Origin of the sequence: Rhodobacter lacus (genome assembly GCF_042683065.1) — a bacterium.
Classification (GTDB): Bacteria; Pseudomonadota; Alphaproteobacteria; order Rhodobacterales; family Rhodobacteraceae; genus Rhodobacter; species Rhodobacter lacus.
The window spans coordinates 108,197-123,557 of the sequence record NZ_JBHUIX010000005.1; the positions used below are offsets into that span (position 1 = coordinate 108,197).

At 63.7% G+C, this 15,361-nt stretch carries 18 protein-coding genes; 16 read left to right on the forward strand and 2 right to left on the reverse strand.

Going from position 1 to position 15,361, the window contains the following annotated elements; genetic code table 11:
- Window positions 1-20 precede the first annotated feature (20 nt).
- Window positions 21-983 carry a DMT family transporter gene (locus ACFSM0_RS05565; protein ID WP_377388154.1) on the forward strand — a complete coding sequence of 321 codons (963 nt, stop codon included), beginning with the start codon at window positions 21-23 and terminating at the stop codon, window positions 981-983.
- Between the two features lie 106 nt (window positions 984-1,089).
- On the forward strand, window positions 1,090-1,284 hold the full coding sequence (locus ACFSM0_RS05570; protein ID WP_377388156.1) for a hypothetical protein: 195 nt from the start codon (window positions 1,090-1,092) through the stop codon (window positions 1,282-1,284).
- Between the two features lie 258 nt (window positions 1,285-1,542).
- Here the strand turns inward: ACFSM0_RS05570 and ACFSM0_RS05575 are convergent, their stop codons facing one another.
- Window positions 1,543-2,412: a branched-chain amino acid aminotransferase gene (locus tag ACFSM0_RS05575; protein WP_377388158.1), complete on the reverse strand. Its 870-nt coding sequence runs from the start codon at window positions 2,410-2,412 to the stop codon at window positions 1,543-1,545.
- A gap of 148 nt (window positions 2,413-2,560) precedes the next feature.
- Here ACFSM0_RS05575 and ACFSM0_RS05580 point away from each other — a divergent pair, with 148 nt between their 5' ends.
- The 5 genes from ACFSM0_RS05580 to ACFSM0_RS05600 all read left to right on the forward strand — a co-directional run bounded on the left by ACFSM0_RS05580 (window position 2,561) and on the right by ACFSM0_RS05600 (window position 6,728).
- Window positions 2,561-3,061: a MarR family winged helix-turn-helix transcriptional regulator gene (locus ACFSM0_RS05580; RefSeq protein WP_377388160.1), complete on the forward strand. Its 501-nt coding sequence runs from the start codon at window positions 2,561-2,563 to the stop codon at window positions 3,059-3,061.
- Window positions 3,058-3,768, forward strand: coding sequence for a response regulator (locus tag ACFSM0_RS05585; protein ID WP_377388162.1), 711 nt, complete (start codon window positions 3,058-3,060; stop codon window positions 3,766-3,768). The genes ACFSM0_RS05580 and ACFSM0_RS05585 overlap by 4 nt, the downstream gene beginning before the upstream one ends.
- Before the next feature lie 216 nt (window positions 3,769-3,984).
- On the forward strand, window positions 3,985-4,545 hold the full coding sequence (gene petA, locus ACFSM0_RS05590) for a ubiquinol-cytochrome c reductase iron-sulfur subunit (RefSeq protein WP_377388164.1): 561 nt from the start codon (window positions 3,985-3,987) through the stop codon (window positions 4,543-4,545).
- An 11-nt stretch (window positions 4,546-4,556) separates the two neighbouring features.
- Entirely contained in the window at window positions 4,557-5,870 is a 1,314-nt protein-coding gene (gene petB / locus ACFSM0_RS05595) for a cytochrome b (protein ID WP_377388166.1), read from the forward strand.
- An 18-nt stretch (window positions 5,871-5,888) separates the two neighbouring features.
- Window positions 5,889-6,728 carry a cytochrome c1 gene (locus tag ACFSM0_RS05600; protein WP_377388168.1) on the forward strand — a complete coding sequence of 280 codons (840 nt, stop codon included), beginning with the start codon at window positions 5,889-5,891 and terminating at the stop codon, window positions 6,726-6,728.
- 136 nt (window positions 6,729-6,864) lie between these two features.
- Here the strand turns inward: ACFSM0_RS05600 and ACFSM0_RS05605 are convergent, their stop codons facing one another.
- A complete protein-coding gene (locus ACFSM0_RS05605; protein ID WP_377388170.1) occupies window positions 6,865-7,503 on the reverse strand; it encodes a TetR/AcrR family transcriptional regulator in 639 nt (212 codons plus the stop codon).
- Window positions 7,504-7,617: 114 nt separating this feature from the next.
- Between ACFSM0_RS05605 and ACFSM0_RS05610 the strand changes: the two genes are divergently transcribed.
- From ACFSM0_RS05610 to ACFSM0_RS05650, 9 genes are all read left to right on the forward strand, one after another.
- Entirely contained in the window at window positions 7,618-8,067 is a 450-nt protein-coding gene (locus tag ACFSM0_RS05610; protein WP_377388172.1) for a tellurite resistance TerB family protein, read from the forward strand.
- A gap of 132 nt (window positions 8,068-8,199) precedes the next feature.
- Window positions 8,200-8,976 carry an ABC transporter ATP-binding protein gene (locus tag ACFSM0_RS05615; protein ID WP_377388174.1) on the forward strand — a complete coding sequence of 259 codons (777 nt, stop codon included), beginning with the start codon at window positions 8,200-8,202 and terminating at the stop codon, window positions 8,974-8,976.
- Window positions 8,977-9,003: 27 nt separating this feature from the next.
- Window positions 9,004-9,723: a transporter substrate-binding domain-containing protein gene (locus tag ACFSM0_RS05620; RefSeq protein WP_377388176.1), complete on the forward strand. Its 720-nt coding sequence runs from the start codon at window positions 9,004-9,006 to the stop codon at window positions 9,721-9,723.
- Window positions 9,724-9,783: 60 nt separating this feature from the next.
- Complete coding sequence (locus ACFSM0_RS05625; protein ID WP_377388178.1) at window positions 9,784-10,665, forward strand: ABC transporter permease; 882 nt, start codon at window positions 9,784-9,786, stop codon at window positions 10,663-10,665.
- Window positions 10,662-11,495 (forward strand): ABC transporter permease, encoded by an 834-nt coding sequence (locus ACFSM0_RS05630; protein WP_377388180.1) that lies wholly within the window; start codon window positions 10,662-10,664, stop codon window positions 11,493-11,495. The genes ACFSM0_RS05625 and ACFSM0_RS05630 overlap by 4 nt, the downstream gene beginning before the upstream one ends.
- Window positions 11,496-11,498: 3 nt before the next feature.
- Window positions 11,499-12,830, forward strand: a complete 1,332-nt coding sequence (locus tag ACFSM0_RS05635) for a glutamine synthetase family protein (RefSeq protein WP_377388182.1) — start codon at window positions 11,499-11,501, stop codon at window positions 12,828-12,830.
- Window positions 12,831-13,005: 175 nt separating this feature from the next.
- On the forward strand, window positions 13,006-13,683 hold the full coding sequence (locus tag ACFSM0_RS05640) for a type 1 glutamine amidotransferase (protein ID WP_377388183.1): 678 nt from the start codon (window positions 13,006-13,008) through the stop codon (window positions 13,681-13,683).
- Window position 13,684: 1 nt separating this feature from the next.
- Window positions 13,685-13,957, forward strand: a complete 273-nt coding sequence (locus ACFSM0_RS05645) for a hypothetical protein (RefSeq protein WP_377388185.1) — start codon at window positions 13,685-13,687, stop codon at window positions 13,955-13,957.
- Between the two features lie 36 nt (window positions 13,958-13,993).
- Entirely contained in the window at window positions 13,994-15,361 is a 1,368-nt protein-coding gene (locus ACFSM0_RS05650; RefSeq protein ID WP_377388187.1) for a glutamine synthetase family protein, read from the forward strand.

The window sequence follows — 15,361 nt, forward strand, 5'->3', positions numbered from 1 at the left end:
CAATCCGCTAGCTTCGGCGCATGTCTTCTGCGCCCCCTCCCGCCGCCGCCAGCCTGCAATCAAGCCCCGTCACCGGGATCATGCTCAAGCTCTGCTCGGTGCTCGTGTTCATTGCGATGTCGAGCCTGATCAAGGTCGTCTCGGACCGCATTCCACCCGGCGAGTCGGTGTTTTTCCGCTCCTTTTTCGCGCTGCCGGTGATCCTTGGATGGCTGGCCTGGCGGCGCGAGCTGCATATCGGGCTGAAGGTGCAAAACCCGCTTGGCCATGTCTGGCGCGGGGTCGCGGGCACCTCGGCGATGGGGCTTGGCTTTGCCGGGCTCGCCTTTCTGCCGCTGCCCGAGGTGACGGCGCTCGGCTACGCGACGCCGCTTCTTGTGGTGATCTTCGCCGCGATGTTTCTGGGCGAGCAGGTGCGGGCGTTCCGCCTTTCGGCGGTCGCGGTCGGGCTCGTGGGCGTGCTGATCGTGCTCTGGCCGCGGCTCGGCGCCACCGAGGGCGAAAATTCAACGCAGGCGCTTGGCGCGCTTGTTGTGGTGATGGGGGCAACTTTCGCGGCGCTCGCGCAGGTGTTCATCCGCAAGATGGTGGCGACCGAGCGCACCTCGGCGATCGTGTTCTGGTTTTCCATCACCTCGACCACGCTCGCGCTGATCACCATCCCCTTCGGCTGGGTCATGCCCAGTCCCACCGAGGCGATCTTGCTCGTGGCCTGCGGTTTTCTGGGCGGGCTCGGGCAGATCCTGCTCACCTCCTCCTATCGCTTTGCCGATGCCTCGATCATCGCGCCGTTCGATTACGCCTCGATGCTGTTTGCGCTCGGGATCGGCTATTGGCTTTTTGACGAGGTGCCAACGGTCTGGATGCTCGGCGGCGCCGGGCTGATCATGGTTGCGGGGGTGATGATCATCTGGCGCGAACACCAGCTCGGACTTGAGCGCAAACGCGTGCGCAAGGCGACGAGCGGGGTCAGCGGCGGCTGAAAGCTGCACGGCCAATGCGCAATTTCTTGCCTGACCATGACCGAGCGCAAAGACCCGGGCGCGATTCTGTGCTAGGGTGCAAGCGATGAAGTTGGAGGAGGCAGACATGACCCGTCACATCATCGACCATGCCGCGCCGCAGGCCGAAGGCAGCCGCACGCAGCAATTCCTCGACATCGACCGCAAGGAGGGCGTGCATCCCGCCGTGGAAACCCTTGCGCAACGGCCCGCCGAGCGCGGGGCGGCGAAGGTGCGGGAGTTCCTGCGCATTGACCGCGAAGACGCCAAGGCGGAAGGCTGAGCCCGAAGACGATCCAACCCCGCCGGGGCAGACCCGGCGCCGGTAGCGCTCAGGCGTGCCATCGGCGCCGATCTTGGGCCATTTGTGCAACCCTGCCGCCAGACCGGGGGCAGGCGATGGGCCTTGGCAAGGAAAAGGGCACGTCATCGACGCGCCCCTGGAGTGTTCGGCCCAGCCTTTTTCCTCGACCCCCGGCCTTCGGGCCGGGGATGTGACGTGCGTCGCCTGTCGGCCCCGGGGTCGGCAGGCGATGTCGTTTCAGGCACGCACGAGCTTTTCGTAGCTTTGCGCCACGTCGCGGGTGAGCGCGCCCACCTCAAAGCGGAACTCGCCGATCTGCCCCACCGGCGTCACTTCGGCGGCCGTGCCGGTGAGCCAGCATTGCTCGAAGCCCGCCAGTTCCACCGGCTCGATGTGGCGCTCATGCACGGTGATGCCCTTCTCGCGCATCATCGCAATCACGGTCTGCCGGGTGATGCCGTTGAGGAAGCAATCCGGCAGCGGCGTATGCACCTCGCCATCCTTGACGAAGAACACGTTCGCCCCGGTCGCCTCGGCGACATAGCCGCGATAATCCATCATCAGCGCGTCCGAGCAGCCCTTTGCCTCGGCGGCGTGCTTGGACATGGTGCAGATCATGTAGAGCCCCGAGGCTTTCGCCGCCGAGGGGATCGTCAGCGGATCGGGGCGGCGCCATTTCGAGATGTCGAGCTTTGCGCCCTTCATCTTCGCATCACCGTAATAGTTGCCCCATTCCCAGCCCGCGACCGCCATCCGCACCGGGTTGCGCCGCGCCGAGACCCCCATGTCGTCGCCCGCGCCGCGCCAGGCCAGCACGCGCACATAGGCATTGGTCCAGCCATTCGCCTTCAGCATCGCGTATTTCGCGGCCTCGATCTCCTCGACCGAATAGGGCACTTCCATGTCCAGCAGCTCCGCCGAATGCCGCAACCGCTGCGAATGCTCCACGCCCTTGAAGATCTTGCCGTCATAGCAGCGTTCGCCCTCGAACACGGCAGAGGCGTAATGCAGCGCATGAGTCAGGATGTGAACCTTCGCATCGCGCCATTCGATCAGCTTGCCATCCATCCAGATCTTGCCGTCACGATCATCATATGCACCGGTCATCCTGCCCTCCTATCGAGCCTCGATTTTCACAAATTGCGCAGATTAGGGCCACCTCGGACATAAAGTTGCGCAATTTCCGCGCCTCGGTAACAATTGATTCTTGGAAAGTCAACAAGGCTGCCCTAAAAAGGCGAAAAGTGAGGATCACATGGCCGATACCGGGGCACCCGGGGGCGAGACGCTCCTGTTTCTGACCGACGAGCAATTGCGCAAGGGCATCGAAGCGATGTTCTTTGCCTATCGGGGCTTCACCGCCGATCCCGACCGGATCCTGGCCAAGCACGATTATGGCCGCGCCCATCACCGCGCGATCCACTTCATCAACCGCGAACCGGGGCTCACCGTGACCACGCTGATCTCGGTTCTGGGGGTCACCAAGCAAAGCCTGAACCGGGTGCTGCGGACGCTGATCGAAGATGGGCTGGTCGAGAGCCGGGTGGGCAAGCGCGACAAGCGCGAGCGCCATCTTTACCTCACCGAGGCCGGCGAGACGCTGGAGCGCGCGCTCACCGAGGCGCAGCGGGCGCGGATGCGCGCGGCCTATCGCGCCGCCGGTCCGCAAGCGGTGGCGGGCTTCCGGCAGGTGCTCGAGGCGATGATGGACCCGGACCTGCGCCGCCATTACCAGATGTTGAAGGATGACGCATGAGTGCCGCCGCGCCACATCTGCTGATTGTCGATGATGATGAACGGATTCGGGGGCTTTTGCAGAAGTTCTTGATTCGAAGCGGTTTTCTTGTCACCGCCGCGCGCGACGCCGCACATGCCCGCAAGCTGCTGGCCGGGCTCGAGTTCAACCTGATCGTGCTGGACGTGATGATGCCCGGCGAAGACGGGCTGTCGCTCACCCGCGATCTGCGCAGCAAACTCACGACCCCGATCCTGCTTTTGACCGCGCGCGGCGAGACCCGTGACCGGATCGAGGGGCTTGAGGCCGGGGCCGATGACTACCTGCCCAAACCCTTTGAACCCAAAGAGCTTTTGTTGCGCATCAATGCGATCTTGCGGCGTGTGCCAGAGGCGGTGGCGCGCGGGCCGAAATTCATCAGCCTTGGCCCGCTGCGCTATGAGATCGAGCGCGGCGAGCTGTGGCAGGGCGATGCGCTGGTGCGCCTGACCGCGACCGAGGCCGCGCTGATGCGGATCTTTGCCGCGCGCCCGGGCGAGGTGATCGGGCGCACCGACCTGATCGAGGAGCTTGGCCGGGACCGCTCGGCAGGCGGGGAAGAGGCGGCGGGCGACCGTGCGGTCGATGTCCAGATCACCCGGTTGCGCCGCAAGATCGAGCCCGACCCGCGCGAGCCGCGCTATCTCCAGACGGTGCGTGGCGCGGGTTACATGCTGGCGCCGGATTAAGCACCTTGGCACGCTGTTAGCGCAGCCAAGCCCATGAGGCAGCGACATAAAAGCGCGACTCGCCCGATCTTGCGGCATTTCGCCTCACCCCATTGTGATTGTCTGCTGGACTGACAAGGGCCGCGGCGTTAAACGGAAAGCCATGTTTGGCCGCACCCCGTGCGGCCTGCAATGGCGCATCGGCTTGTCATTCAAGTTCGGGAAGGGAGAAGACACGTGTCCCACGCAGAAGACTACGAAGGCACTCGGAGGGATTTCCTCTACCATGCCACCGCCGCGACCGGGGTCGTGGCGGCAGGTGCGGCCGTCTGGCCGCTGATCAACCAGATGAACGCTTCGGCCGACGTCAAGGCGTTGTCCTCGATTTTCGTTGACATCTCCAGCGTCGAGGTGGGCACGCAGCTGACGGTGAAATGGCGCGGCAAACCGGTGTTCATCCGCCGCCGTGACCAAAAAGATATCGACCTTGCGCGGTCGGTGCCGCTGGACGCGCTGCGCGACAAATCGGCGGAAAACGCCAACAAGCCCGGCGCCGAGGCGACCGACCAGAACCGCACGCTGGACGAAGCCGGCGAGTGGCTGGTGATGCTCGGGGTTTGCACCCACCTCGGCTGCGTGCCGATGGGCGGCGCGGCGGGTGATTTCGGCGGCTGGTTCTGCCCCTGCCACGGCTCGCACTACGATTCCGCGGGCCGCATCCGCAAGGGCCCTGCGCCGCGCAACCTCGATATCCCGGTCGCCGCTTTCGTCGACGACTCCACGATCAAGCTGGGCTGAGGGGAAGACACATGTCCGGAATTCCGCACGACCATTACGAGCCCAGAACGGGCATCGAGAAGTGGCTGCATGATCGCCTGCCGATCGTCAGCCTGATTTACGACACGATCATGATCCCCACCCCGAAAAACCTCAACTGGTGGTGGATCTGGGGGATCGTTCTGGCCTTCACGCTGGTGCTGCAGATCGTCACCGGCGTTGTGCTGGCGATGCATTACACGCCCCATATCGATATGGCCTTCGCCTCGGTCGAGCACATCATGCGCGACGTGAACGGCGGCTGGGCGCTGCGCTACATTCACGCGAACGGCGCCTCGCTGTTCTTCCTTGCCGTTTACATCCACATCTTCCGCGGCCTTTACTACGGCTCGTACAAGGCGCCGCGCGAAGTGACCTGGATCATCGGCATGATCATCTATCTGCTGATGATGGGCACCGCGTTCATGGGCTACGTGCTTCCGTGGGGGCAAATGTCCTTCTGGGGCGCGACCGTGATCACCGGCCTCTTCGGCGCCTTCCCGGGCTTTGGTCCGGCGGTGCAGGAATGGCTCCTCGGTGGCCCGGCGGTCGACAACGCCACGCTCAACCGCTTCTTCTCGCTGCACTACCTGCTGCCCTTCGTGATCGCGGCCCTCGTCGCCATCCACATCTGGGCGTTCCACACCACGGGCAACAACAACCCGACCGGTGTTGAAGTGCGTCGCAGCTCGAAAGCGGAAGTGGAAAAGGACACCCTGCCCTTCTGGCCCTATTTCGTGATCAAGGATCTGTTCGCGCTGGCCGTCGTGGTGCTCGTGTTCTTTGCTGTCGTCGCCTACATGCCGAACTTCCTCGGCGAGCCCGACAACTACATCCAGGCGAACCCGCTACAAACGCCCGCGCATATCGTGCCGGAATGGTACTTCCTGCCGTTCTACGCGATCTTGCGTGCCTTCACCGCCGACGTCTGGGCGGTGGCTCTGGTGGACGGCCTGACCTTCGGCATCGTTGATGCGAAACTCTTCGGCGTGCTTGCCATGTTCGGCGCGATCATCGCGATGGCGCTGGTGCCGTGGCTCGACACCTCGAAAGTGCGCTCGGGCGTTTACCGTCCGAAGTTCAAGCTGTGGTTCTGGCTGCTCGTCGTCGACTTCATCGTCCTCGCCTGGGTGGGTGCGATGCCGGCCGAAGAGCCCTATGCGACCATCTCGCTGATCGGGGCCACCTACTGGTTCGCCTACTTCCTCGTGATCCTGCCGCTCCTCGGCGCGACCGAGAAACCGCTGCCGATGCCGGCGACGATCGAGGAAGACTTCAACAGCCATTACGGCAATCCGGCCGAGTGAGAGAAGAGGACAGTCATCATGAAAAAGCTTCTCATCTCTGCCGCTTCCGCGCTGGTGATCAGCGCCGGTGGGGCGATGGCCTCGGGCGACAACGTGCCCGACGTCGCCTTCAGCTTCGAAGGCCCGTTCGGAACCTATGACGTGGCCCAGCTGCGTCGTGGCTTCCAAGTCTACAACGAGGTCTGCTCCTCCTGCCACGGCATGAAATTCGTGCCGATCCGCACGCTCGCGGATGACGGCGGGCCGCAGTTCGACCCGGCTTTCGTGCGTGAATACGCCGCTGGCCTCGATCAGGTTGTCGACGCAGACACCGGCGAGGAACGTGACCGCAAGGAAACCGACTTCTTCCCGACCCGCACCGGCGACGGCATGGGCCCGGACCTTTCGGTGATGGCGAAAGCGCGCAAGGGCTTCTCGGGCCCGAACGGCACCGGCATGAACCAGCTCTTCAAGGGCATCGGTGGCCCGGAATACATCTACAACTACGTCATCGGCTTTGAAGAAAACCCGCCCTGTGCGCCGGACGGGATCGACGGCTATTACTACAACAAGACCTTCCAGCCCGGCGGCGTGCCGGACAGCTGCAAGGACGCCAATGGTGTGAAGATCACCCACGGCAGCTGGGCGCAAATGCCGCCTCCGCTCGTCGAGGATCAGGTCGAATATGAAGACGGCACCAAGGCGACCGTGGATCAGATGGCCTATGACGTGGCGGCCTTCCTGACCTGGGCGGCGGAACCGAAGATGATGGCGCGCAAACAGATGGGCATGGTGGCCGTGGTGCTGCTCGGCCTGCTCTCCGTGCTGCTCTATCTGACCAACAAGCGGCTCTGGGCGCCTTACAAAGGCAAGCACTGAGCCTTCTCTCCCGACCGAACGGAAACGCGCCCCTTGGGGCGCGTTTTCATTTTATCGCCCGCCCCTCGTCTCAAAGATGTGGCGGACATAAAAAAGCCCGCCGTGCGGCGGGCCGTTCTCGCAATGTTTTGGCGTTTCAGCGCTTGGCACCATAGCGGGCGAGGAACATCTCCACCGCGCCGTCGATGATGCGTTTGCGCCGCTCCGGGGTGAGCGTGCCCATCACCCCGCACATCAACCCGGCGAGGATGTCCACCTTGCAAAGCTCGGCAAACTGATCGGCGGCCAGATCGTAATCCTCGATCACCACCTCGCCCTTGGCCGCTGCCCTGCGCAGATATTCGGTGAGCCGCTGGCGCACCAGAAGCGGGCCCGAGGCATAGAACTGCTCGCCGAGCGCGGGAAACCGGTCGCTCTCCGCCACGCAAAGACGATAGGTCTGGCGCCCGAAATCGGAGGTCAGATAGTCAATCAGCACTTTTGCGGCGTAGCGCAACACCTCATCGACCGGTTTTTCTCCGGCATAGATGAACTCTACCGCCTCATTCGCCTGCCGCTCGCATTCGCCGCTGGCGATCGCCATGAACAAAAGCCGCTTGTCAGGGAAATAGCTGTAGAGCGTCGCCTTCGACACCCCCGCCTCGCGGGCGATGTCATCGACAGAAGCGCCCTCGAACCCGTCGCGCAAAAACACTTTGCGCGCGCCCTCGATCACCTGATCGAATTTTCGACCGCGCCGGATCTCGGTACGGCTCGTTTGTGTCACCTGGCTCATCATGTCCCCCTGAGGGAACCATATCCTCGCTAGACCGGTTCGTTCAAGTGCCCGCGAGACGGCAACGCACCGTCACGGGCTTGCCCCCGCCACGCGCGGCGCTAGAGTGGAGGCATGTTCAAATTTCTTGCCGGCCTTCTGGGCGATCCGGCCCCGCACCCCGATCCGTTGACCGCTGACGATGCCGAGATGGCGCTGGCAGCGCTTCTTGTGCGCCTGGCGCGCTCTGATGATCATTACGGCGATGCCGAGCGCGCGCATATCGAGCGCGTGCTGGCGATGCGCGCCGGGCTGAGCCCGGCCGAGGCGCAAACGCTGCGGATGGAGGCCGAGACGGTCGAGGCGGAGGCGCCCGATACCGTGCGTTTCACCCGCGCGCTGAAAGACAAGATCGCCTATGAGGACCGCATCGGCGTGATCGAGGCGATGTGGCAGGTGGCACTGGCCGACAATGCCCGCGCCCCCGAGGAAGATGCGCTGATCCGGCTTGCGGCAAACCTGCTCGGCGTCAGCGACCGCGATTCGGGCCTGGCGCGCAAACGGGTGGCGGCGCAGCGCGGCTGAACCGGGCAGTTGCTCAAACGCTGTGCGGCTGCCTGTCCTTTTGGCGCCTGAGCGGATTTCTGACCAAGAGGCCGTTGCAATCTGCCCGAAAATCGCGCCAAGTTGACCGACCGGACAAAGAGAAGCCGAAACGTGACAGAGACTGCACCCGTCATCGAGATCCGAAACCTGCACAAGAGCTATGGCACCCTTGAGGTGCTCAAGGGCGTATCCATCCGGGCCGAGAAGGGCCATGTGGTGTCGCTGATCGGCTCTTCGGGATCGGGCAAATCCACCCTTTTGCGATGCTGCAACCTGCTTGAAGACAGCCAGCAGGGCGAAGTGATCTTCGCGGGCGAAGCGGTGAAATGGCAGGGCTCCGGCCTTGCCCGCCGCCCCGCCGACCGCGCGCAGGTGACGCGCTTTCGCACCAATCTTTCCATGGTGTTCCAGCAGTTCAACCTGTGGAGCCACATGACGGTGTTGCAAAACGTGATGGAGGCCCCGGTCACCGTGCTTGGGCGCAAGCCCGCCGAAGTGGAGCCGCTCGCGCGCGCGCTTTTGGCCAAGGTCGGCATCGGCGACAAGGCCGAAAACTGGCCCGCGCAGCTTTCGGGCGGCCAGCAGCAACGCGCGGCGATCGCGCGGGCGCTGTGCATGCAGCCCGAGGCGCTTTTGTTCGATGAACCCACCTCTGCGCTCGATCCCGAGCTGCAACAGGAGGTGGTGAAAGTGATCAAGGATCTCGCGGGCGAGCACCGCACGATGATCCTTGTCACCCATGATATGCGGCTCGCGGCCGAGGTCTCCGACCATGTGGTGTTTCTGCACCAGGGCCGGATCGAGGAAGAGGGCCCGCCCGCGACGCTTTTTGGCGCGCCAAAATCGGAACGCCTGCAACAATTCCTGTCGGCCTCCGCGCCGACCTGACTGACGACCCCAAAAGTGGAGAGAGCCATGAGAAAGCTGATCCTGACCGCCGCCGTGCTCGCACTGAGCGCCGGCACCGCCCTTGCCGCCGATGTCGTGCGCATGGGCACCGAGGGCGCCTACCCTCCCTACAACTTCATCAACGACAAGGGTGAAGTCGACGGGTTCGAGCGCGAACTGGGCGACACGCTGTGCACCAAGGCCGGGCTGACCTGTGAATGGGTCACCAACGACTGGGACAGCATCATCCCGAACCTGCTCTCGGGCAACTATGACACGATCATCGCCGGCATGAGCATCACGCCCGAGCGCGAAGAAACGATCATGTTCAGCCAGAACTATTACCCGCCGGCGGCCTCGGCCTATGCGGCGAAAACCGCCGATGCCGACATCAAGGGCGTGGTCGCGGCGCAGGTCGGCACGATTCAGGCCGATCACGTTGCAAAATCGGGCGCGACGCTGCTTGAGTTCTCCACGCTCGACGACACCGTGGCCGCGGTGAAGAACGGTGAGGCCGATGCGGTCTTTGCCGACAAGGACGCGCTCGCGCCCTTCGTCACCGAAGGCGGCGAACTTGTCTGGGACGGCGACGACGTGCCGCTTGGCGGCGGCATCGGCATCGGCATGCGCAAATCCGACACCGAGCTGAAAGCGAAGTTCGACGCCGTGATCACCGAGATGAAAGCCGATGGCTCGCTCAACACGATGATCAAAAAGTGGTTCGGCGACGAAGCCGCGCTGTTCTGATGTGACCTGATCCGGGCGCGGGGCCTGCCCCCGCGCCCTTTCCTTGCGGCGATTTTCCCGATGTTCGACACCTGCGCCGATCCGAAAACCCTCGAAGGCCTCTCTTGGCTGCTGTGCTACCTGACCACAGGCAAGCACATGATGTTTTATGGCTCGTTCTTCGTGGTGATCGCGCTGATGGTGATTGTGGCGCCCGTCGCCCTCGCCTTCGGCTTTGGCGGCGCGATTGCCGCGCGCTCGCCCTTTGCCCCGCTCCGCTGGTTCGGCAAGCTCTACACCTCAATGGTGCGCGGCATCCCGGATATCGTGTTTTTCCTGTTCGTGCCCGTCGCCATGGACCAGGGGCTCGAATATCTGCGCTATCTCTACAAATGCCCGCATGACGGCACCCCCGTCTGGGCCAACAACGAATTCACCGTCTGTGCCGCGGCGAAGCTGCCGCTCTCCTCCACCCCGCAGATCTGGCATGAGGTTTACGGCTTTTCGCTGGCCGTGATCGCCTTTGCGGTCGTGTTCGGCGCCTTTGCCGCCAATGTGCTTTACGGGGCGATGAATGCGGTGCCGCGCGCGCAGCTTGAAACGGCCGAGGCCTATGGCATGTCGCCCGCGCAGGTGCGCCGCCGTGTGCTCATTCCGCAGATGTGGACCTATGCGCTGCCGGGCCTTTCGAACCTCTGGCTGATCCTCGTCAAGGCGACACCGCTGCTGTTCCTTCTGGGGGTCGAGGATGTCGTCTACTGGGCGCGCGAGCTGGGGGCGACGAAATCGCAACTCTACGACTATCCGCACCCGGACTGGCGGTTCTGGTATGTGCTGGTGCTGCTGGTGTTCTACCTCTCCATGACCAAGGTCTCCGAGATCGTGCTGGGCCGGATTTCCGCGCGACTCTCGCGCGGTCAGGCGACGATGGCGGGAGAGCAGCAACGGAAGGCCGCGGCATGAGCGACAGTTGCCCCCAGATCATCGCCGATTACGCCTTCCGCTCGCTCGGCTTTGGCGAGCGGGTGCTGCCGCGAAGCGATTTCACGCTGTGCCATGAGTTCACGCTGATCGGCTCGGGGCTGATCTGGAACATCTATTTTGGCGTGCTGGCCGTGGCCTTCGGCTTTTTCTTTGCCACAGCCCTCGCGCTCGCCAAGGCCTCGCCCCGGGGCTGGCTGCGCCGCCCGTCGGAATGGTTCATCTTCCTGTTCCGCGGCTCGCCGCTCTTCATCCAGTTCTTCCTCACCTATGAGCTGCTGGTGATGCTGCCCAAAGCGGGGATCAATGTGTTCGGCCTCACCATCGAGACCTCCTGGACCACCTCGGCCTGGGCGGGGGCGCTGTTTGTGCTGTTTTTGAACACCTCCGCCTATTCGGCCGAGATCTTCCACGGCGCGCTGATGGCCGTGCCCAAGGGCGATATCGAGGCCGCGGACGCCTATGGGCTCTCCGGCTTTGCGAAGTTCCGCCGCGTGCTCTGGCCCACCATGCTGCGGCTTGCCTGGCCCGCCTATACGAACGAGGCGATCTTCCTCTTTCATGCGACGACGCTCGTGTTCTTCTCGGGCTTTCCGGCCTATCAACAACGCGGCGATGCGCTCTATTACGCGAAATTCTTCGCTGACAAGACATTCAACCCCTTCATCCCCTACCCGATCACGGCCTTCTATTTCATCCTTGTCACGTTGACGGTGATCGGGCTCTTCGGGATGATCAACCGCCGCCTGAACCGGCATCTGCCCGGGCAAACCCGCCCCAAGCTGAGGATCAGGCCGCAAATCATCAGGTGAGATATGGACTGGCTGAAAGAACACCCCGAGGTGCGCACCATTCGCGTGGCAGCGGCTGATTTGAACGGGGTGGCGCGGGGCAAACGGATCCCCGCGCGGTTTGCGCCCAAGGTCTTTACCGAGGGAACCCGGTTTCCCTTCTCGGTAATGAACCTCGACATCTGGGGCGAGGACATCGAGGAAAGCCCGCTGGTGTTCGAAACCGGCGATTGCGACGGGCTTTTGCTGCCCACCGAGCGCGGGTTTTTGCCGATGCCCTGGCTGGAGGCGCCAACCGCGCTTTTGCCGATCTGGATGTTCCACATGGATGGCCGCCCCTATGCGGGCGACCCGCGCCAGGCGCTTGCGCGGGTGAAGGATCGCTACACCGCACAGGGGCTGACGCCGGTGGTGGCGACCGAGCTCGAATTCTTCCTGATCGACGATTCCGGCAAAACCCTGCGCGTGCCGCCAAGCCCCCGCTCGGGCAAGCGTCGCACCGGGGGCGAGACGCTCTCGCTGCGCGCGCTCGATGCCTTTGATGCCTTTTTCACCGCGCTCTACGAGGCCTGCGAGGCGATGGACATTCCCGCCGACACGGCGATCTCGGAAGCCGGGCCGGGGCAGTTCGAACTCAACCTGGTGCACCAGCCCGACCCGCTGAAAGCCGCCGATGATGCCTGGTTCTTCAAGCAATTGGTGAAAGGGCTCGCGCGCCAGCACGGCTTTGCCGCGAGCTTCATGGCCAAACCCTATGACATGTGGTCGGGCAACGGCATGCACACGCATTTCTCGATCCTTGACGAGACGGGCAACAACATCTTCAACGATGGCTCCGAAAAGGGCTCCGATGCGCTGCGGCAAGCGGTGGCGGGCTGCATGGCGGCGCTGCCGGGCTCGACGCTGATCTTTGCGCCGCATCAAAACAGCTACACCCGGCTCGTGCCCAATGCCCATGCGCCGACCGGCATTGGCTGGGCCTATGAAAACCGCACTGCCGCGCTGCGCATTCCCGCCTCCGGCCCGGCGGCGCGGCGCATCGAGCACCGCGTCGCGGGGGGCGATGTGAACCCCTATCTGATGATTGCCGCGATCCTTGGCGCCGCGCTGGTCGGCATTGAGGACAAGATGACGCCCGACGATCCGATCATCGGCAATGCCTATGCCCAGGGGCTCGCGCAATTGCCCGCCACATGGAACATGGCGATCAACAATTTCGACAATTGCCCGTTCATCCGGCGCATCTTTGAAAAAGAGCTGATCGAGAACTTCCTGATGACGAAGCGTCAGGAGATCCATTACATGGCGGAGCTTTCGGAAGAAGAGCAGACCGAGCTTTATCTCGACACCGTCTGAGGGGGGCGCTGCCCCCCGCCCTTCGGGCCCCCCCCCGGGATATTTGGACAAAGTCGAAGCCACCGCGCTTTTGCCGGCTTCACATATCCGGGAGGGGGGGCGGCGCGGGGCGGCAGCGGCCCTTGCTCCTCGCCGCCGCGAGGTCTACCCTGACTTATCCAATCAAGAGACGTCCATGCGCATCGGCATCCTGCAAACAGGCCAATCTCCCGAACCCCTGCGGGAGGAAGCGGGCGATTACCCCGACATGTTCACCGTGCTGCTCGCACACCCGGAGCTGAGCTTTCAGCGCTATGATGTCGAGCACATGCAGTTTCCTGCCGATGTGCATGAGTGCGACGGCTGGCTGATCACCGGCTCGCGCCATGGCGCCTATGAAGATCACGCCTTCATTCCCCCGCTTGAGGATTTCATCCGCAAGTCCATCGACGCGGGCGTGCCGATGGTGGGGATTTGTTTTGGCCATCAGATCATCGCCCAGGCGATGGGCGGCAAGGTGGAGCGCTACGAGGGCGGCTGGGCGGTTGGCCCGCAGACCTATGATTTCGAGGGCGAGCCCGTCACCCTCAACGCCTGGCACCGCGATCAGGTGACGCGCCGCCCCGAGGGCGCGCGCGTGATCGCCTGCAATGAGTTTTGCGCCAATGCCGCGCTCGTCTATGGCGAGACCGCCTTGACGATTCAGGCGCATCCCGAATTTCGCGATGCGTTCGTCGAGGGGCTGATCACCACCCGCGGCCCCGGTGTTGTGCCCGACCCGCTGATGGCGGCTGCGCGCGAAAAGCTTGGGCAGGGCAATGATTCGGGCCGCATTGCCCGGCGCATCGCCGATTTCTTCCTCAGGCGGGGGTAGCATGTATCGGCTGCCCGCCTTTGCCGAAAAGGATGGTGCCACGCTCGGCGCGCTGATTGCCGCGCCTCCGCCGGGGCTGCTGACCAGCGCCCGCCCGGGCGCGATCATGGCGCAGCTGCGCGCCATCACCGGGCTGGAAATCGACGTGCAGTCGATGGAAGGCAAGCTGAAACTTTCGCAAAACCGCGCCAAACCGGACCGCGCGGGTGTGCGCGCCGGAATGATCGCCGAAGGCGAGCCGCTGGCGCGGCTGATGCCCGACCCTTTCGCCTGACCGAGCCCCTCCCCCCTTTTTCGGAAAGCGAATGTCATGCCTCACAAAACCCGTTCATGGACTGATCTGATCCCCAAGGCCGCGCAGGATTACATTGCCGGCCGCCGCCTCGATGAGGTGGAATGCATCGTCGGCGATATTGCCGGCGTTGCCCGCGGCAAGGCCATGCCCGCCTCCAAATTCGCCTATCAGGACCGGTTCTTCCTGCCCAATTCGATCTTTTTGCAAACCATCACCGGGGAATGGACCGATAACCCGATGGGCGCCTTCACCGAGCCCGACATGATCCTGACGCCGGACTGGGCCACCGCCTCCGCCGCGCCCTGGACCGCCGATATCACGCTGCAGGTGATCCATGATGTGAATGACCAGCAGGGCAACCCGGTGCCGGTGGCGCCGCGCAACGTGCTCAAGCGCATTGTCAGCCTTTATGAGGCCGAGGGCTGGAAGCCGATCGTGGCGCCCGAGATGGAGTTCTTTCTCGTTGCGCGCAACCTCGACCCGAACCAGCCGATCATCCCGCCGATGGGGCGGTCGGGGCGGCGCGCCGCGGGCAAACAGGCCTATTCGATGTCGGCGGTCGACGAATACGGCAAGGTGATCGACGACATCTATGATTTCGCCGAGGCGCAGGGCTTCGAGATCGACGGCATCTTGCAGGAAGGCGGCGCGGGTCAGGTAGAGATCAACCTTGCGCATGGCGACCCTGTGGCGCTCGCCGACCAGATCTTTTTCTTCAAGCGGCTGATCCGCGAGGCGGCTTTGCGCCACGATTGCTTTGCCACCTTCATGGCCAAGCCGATCGAGGGCGAGCCGGGTTCGGCGATGCATATCCACCAATCGGTGATCGACGTCAAAACCGGCCAGAACATCTTTTCCGAACCCGATGGCGCGGAAAGCGCCGAGTTCATGTATTTCATTGCGGGGATGCAGACGCACCTGCCCGCGGTGGTGGCGCTGCTTGCGCCCTACGTGAACAGCTACCGCCGCTACGTCCCGGATTTTGCCGCCCCGATCAACCTTGAATGGGGCCGCGACAACCGCACCACGGGGCTGCGCGTGCCGATCTCTGGCGCGGCGGCGCGGCGGCTTGAAAACCGCCTCGCGGGGATGGACTGCAACCCCTATCTCGGCCTCGCCGCCTCCATGGCCTGCGGCTATCTGGGGCTGAAAGAAAAGCGCATGCCGCGCCCCGAATGCATCGGCGACGCCTATATGAGCGACACCGACCTGCCCTACAACCTCGGCGACGCGCTCGACATCTTCTCCGACAGCGGGCCTGTGCGCGAGGTGCTGGGGATCGAGTTCTGCACCGTCTATGAGGCGGTGAAGCGCAACGAATACAAGGAGTTTCTCCAGGTCATCAGCCCCTGGGAACGTGAACACCTGCTGCTCAACGTGTGA